The organism is uncultured Porphyromonas sp., from assembly GCF_934359325.1.
Taxonomy (GTDB): domain Bacteria; phylum Bacteroidota; class Bacteroidia; order Bacteroidales; family Porphyromonadaceae; genus Porphyromonas_A.
The window spans coordinates 1-4,374 of record NZ_CAKRLH010000139.1 but is presented as its reverse complement, the minus strand read 5'-3'; the positions used below and the strand labels follow the sequence as shown (position 1 = coordinate 4,374).

The 4,374-nt window shown below is 54.6% G+C and carries 4 protein-coding genes and 1 tRNA gene; 2 read left to right on the top strand and 3 right to left on the bottom strand.

All coding sequences use genetic code 11. The features are described 5' to 3' along the window. Positions 1-1,341: chromosomal replication initiator protein DnaA (gene dnaA, locus Q0F21_RS05740; protein ID WP_297238207.1), on the top strand; the 1,341-nt coding region annotated here is incomplete at its 5' end. A 446-nt stretch (positions 1,342-1,787) separates the two neighbouring features. Next, a tRNA-Gly gene (locus tag Q0F21_RS05735) sits at positions 1,788-1,860 on the top strand. A 53-nt stretch (positions 1,861-1,913) separates the two neighbouring features. On the opposite strand, the gene tilS is transcribed toward Q0F21_RS05735, so the two are convergent. The 3 genes from tilS to Q0F21_RS05720 all read right to left on the bottom strand — a co-directional run. Next, the gene (gene tilS, locus Q0F21_RS05730) at positions 1,914-3,167 is read right to left on the bottom strand and encodes a tRNA lysidine(34) synthetase TilS (protein WP_297238205.1); all 1,254 of its coding nucleotides are present in this window, start codon (positions 3,165-3,167) and stop codon (positions 1,914-1,916) included. Between the two features lie 69 nt (positions 3,168-3,236). Then, positions 3,237-4,019, bottom strand: a complete 783-nt coding sequence (locus tag Q0F21_RS05725; RefSeq protein ID WP_297238203.1) for a C4-type zinc ribbon domain-containing protein — start codon at positions 4,017-4,019, stop codon at positions 3,237-3,239. Beyond that, on the bottom strand, positions 4,009-4,374 hold a 366-nt coding region (locus tag Q0F21_RS05720), incomplete at its 5' end, for a Nif3-like dinuclear metal center hexameric protein (RefSeq protein ID WP_297238201.1). The genes Q0F21_RS05720 and Q0F21_RS05725, both read right to left, overlap by 11 nt.

Genomic DNA, 4,374 nt, shown 5'->3' with positions numbered 1-4,374 from the left:
CAGGACTACCATATGTGGTTTGAGCCGATCAAGCCGATCAAGTGGGAGGACGGGGTGCTGACGGTACGTGTACCCTCCCGCGACTACTACTCCCGCATCGAGTCGCAGTACCTCGAGGTACTCAAGGAGTCCCTCGGGATCGCCTTTGGGGACAATGTGAAGCTCAATTATCAGATCCCTGATGAGACCCTTCGGCGGACACTGGAGAGTATGCCCCGCCAGAGCCTAAGAGGCACCGACATAACCACGATCCAGGACATCGAGCCATCGACAGATCTATCTCAGTCTGCACCAGAGGCTCAGGCGGCGCCCTTCCGGACGCACCTGGATGCCAGGATGAAGTTTGACAACTTCTACGAGAGTCTCTGCAATCGGCTCGCATACACTGCCGCTCGATCGATCATCAAGAAGCCCGGTAATAACGCCTTCAATCCCCTCTTCATCCACGGCGCCTCCGGAGTGGGTAAGACGCACATCATGCACGCCATAGGTAACCAGCTGGTAGCCGACAATCCCTCCATGAGGGTGATCTACATACCGGCTCAGACCTTCATGCGTCAGTATGTCTATGCAACGATCAAAGCGAAGCAGCCGGAGCTATTCTTCGACTACTACCACAATATCGATGTCCTGCTGATGGACGACATCCAGGAGATAGCCAGTGCCAGCAGTACGCAGAATGCCTTCTTCCAGATCTTCAATAACCTGAAGCTTCTCGGCAAGCAGATCATCATCACCTGCGATCGTCCCCCGGTAGAGCTGAAGGGCTTCGAGGACCGGCTCTACACCCGTCTGAAGTGGGGTCTCACCGTGGAGATCGAGCGCCCGGACGTGCGACTGAGGAGGATGATCCTGCAGTCAAAAGTAAAGGACGCCGGAGTGACGCTGTCCAATGACGTCTTCAACTTCATCGTAGAGCATGCCAAGGACAATGTGCGAGACATCGAGGGATCACTGACATCACTGATGGCCTACTCGCTCTACAACGATGTCCCCCTGGACATCCATCTCGCCCACCGAGTCATGTCCCAGACCGTAGGCATACAGGAGCATAAAACGGATCTGAGTGAGATCATCGACACCACCTGCCGATACTATGGCGTATCACAGGAGGACATCGAGAGCAAGAGACGGAAACGGGTGATCGCGCTTGCCAGACAGACTGTCATGTATCTCTGCAAGGAGTACACAGACACACCGCTCAAGGTGATCGGTCAGGCCTTAGGTAATAGGCACCACTCCACCGTAATATACGGCTATAACAGCATCCGGGATCTGATACAGAGCGACCAGAAGGTGGCAAAGGATGTGAAGGAGCTCACCACGATGCTGGGCCTCTGAATCTGAATGGACAGAGACACTGAATAAGCTATCCCAAGCCGTCCGTCGCATCGACGAGGCTGCTCCCGGAGCCGCTTGAGACTCGCAAAACAGGACCGACTATCAGCAGGCAGAGGTCCGCTTCATCTAAACCCGGTATTAGTGTCGACTAATACCGGGTTTAGATTTGTCTATTACCGGTATTAGATTTCTCCGAGACCGAGACCGATACCGGTCTGAGCGCTTCGCCCACTCGTCCATACAGAAGTGCTTAGGGGTGACCTCAGCAGAGTCTACTATGCAGAGAAGCGGAGCCCGTTCATCTGCTGTGTAATACCGAAGTACCGATGCCCCATCAGGATGGTCTCTCAGACGCAGAACCGGCAAAGCCGGCTGGAGCCCCTTGCAGATATCACATAATTGTCCTACCTTTGCAGAGCAATGAACCTAAGAGGGGATTGTAAAATGCGGAAATAGCTCAGTTGGTAGAGCGCAACCTTGCCAAGGTTGAGGTCGCGAGTTCGAGCCTCGTTTTCCGCTCAGGTTTTGAGGAGAGTAAGAGAGTATCTTACCCTCCTCTTTTCTTTTTTATCTTACACCCTACCAGCACCTCGGCACAGCAGATGAGCCAGGTATCCGGCACCCTCAGCCGGAGTAAGGCGGAAGGGCTGTGTGCCTCTGTGCCGACACAGGACCAGCTGCACCTGGTCGGATCCATCCACCAGCACTGGACAATACGGACGATACGAGGATGGGATACCACACTCCTTGAGAAATCCGAAGACCGACTTGTGTCCCCTGCTCATCCCCTGAAGCACAAAGATGTCAGATGGGCGAGCTGCACGGATGCGATCATCCAGTCCGGGTGCTTGGTGTAGTGAGATCTCGATGAGCTGCGACCAGACCATCTCGGGAGCGGCCGGCTGAGCTGAGACGGCGGGAAGGGTCAGCCGATAGAGCTTTTTCCTAAAGAGCTCATACCGCCCCCCCCCAACGGTCTCAAATACCGCCCCGCCCTCTGTCGTGGGCTTGAGGATATCGCTGATCTGTGTCGCTGTGAGTCCCCTGTCCGTCAGGATCCTATAGAGGGCATAAGGGTCCCCGGTCAGATCCAAGCACCCACACGCCTCATCCCAGAGAACCAACTCGTCCTGTGCCACCTGCCGATCCAGATACTCCTGCTCCTCCCGCAGATGAGCCATAGTCTCGATCGTAGAGGAGATGAAGGAGGGATTTATCTCCCGAAATAGTGGGATCAGGTTATGGCGGATGAGATTTCTCGTGATGGAGGGATCCTCATTGGAGGAGTCCTCCACATGGGGTAGCCTCTGCTCAGAGAGATAACAGAGTATGTCCTCACGCATAACAGACAGCAATGGACGCCAGATACCGGTCCGCACGTCATACGTACGCATACCACAGAGACCTCTCCCGCCTGTCCCCCTGGCAAGATTGAGCAGAAGTGTCTCCACCTGATCTCCCGCGTGATGAGCCACAGCAATAGCAGTGGCTTCCCGGTCGACCATAAGTTCGTCAAACCATTCGTACCTCAGTACCCGAGCCGCCATCTCTATGGAGAGCCCCTGATCCCGAGCGTAACCTGTGGTGTCGAAGGATCTGACAAGGAGCTCAGCGTCGGGAAAGCGCTCACTGCAGAGCCTGCGCACAAAGGCCTCGTCCCTGTCGCTCTCTTGTCCACGGAGGTGAAAATTGACGTGCGCTGCGATGACCTTGTATCCGGACTTGTAGAGCAAGTCCGTCAGGCACACAGAGTCCGCCCCTCCACTCAGCCCCACGATGATCGTAGAGCCCTCTGGTACAGTATGGTCCTGAAGTGTCAGTGACATAATGGCAAGGAGTGCCTCAGGGCACAATAGCTCTGAGGCACTCCGATGACATCGATAGATACTCCTCTATTACTGGAGATCGACCTCTCGAGCAGACTCCTCAGCAAGCTCGGGATCGACTAAGACACGACCGCAATACTCACATGCAGTGATCTTCTTGCGGGACTGGATGTCGATGACCCTCTGAGGGGGGATCTTATTGAAGCACCCCTTGCAAGCTCCGCGATCGATCGTCACGACCGCCAGCCCGTTTCGGTACGAGTCGCGTGTCCTGTGGAAGGCTCTAAGCAGGCGCTCATCGATCTTCGTCTCGAGCTCCTTGGTCTGATCGTGGAGCCTGTCCTCCTGATCCTTGGTCTCAGAGATGATGGTATCGAGCTCCGTCCTCTTGAGCTCCAGATCCTTTTCTCTCTCCTCAGTCTCGTGGCTCAGCTCCTCCATTGCCTCCTCCAGACGAGCGATGCGCTCCTTAGCGAGGCGTGTATCCTTCTCGAAGCCCTGTATCTCGAGCTCCTGATACTCGATCTCCTTCACGAGGAGGTCATACTCTCTATTATTGCTGATGTTATGGAGTTGCTCATTGTACTTCTTTATCAGTTCATTGGAGTTGATCGTACTCTCCTTATACTCGCCGATTAGACGATTGAGATCCTCGATCTCCTCCTGATCCTTCTGATAGCGAGTGTGGCGCCCCTCGATCTCATCCTCTAGGTCGCGCACTTCCTCCGGCAGCTCGCCGCGGATGATGCGTATACGATCGATCTCACTGGTCACCAGCTGCAGCTTGTACAGAGCCTTGAGCTTGTCCTGTACGGAGAGCTCATCCTGATCTATAGACTTATTATTTGCCATTACTTCTCTCGAGATAATTTACCGGATTTGCACTATTTACAGAGTAGTGGAGTGCAAATGTACCTATTTTCTCTGACAAGATCTCCCCTAAGATATTCTGAGTCATCAGCTCGGACTCATAGTGTCCATAGGTGGCGAGGACTGTGTAGTCGGTAGCATCGTAGAAGTCGTTGTACTTCGCCTCTCCGGTGATAAAGAGCTCCGCCCCCATCCTCCCTGCTCGTCTGTAGAGGGAAGCACCGGATCCGCTGCAGAATGCCACCCGACTGACCGGTCGCCCGTCATAGCGGCTGTGACAGACCCTCTCCACAGGCTGGAAGTCAGACATCCCGTCCACGATCTCCTCAAGCGTCAT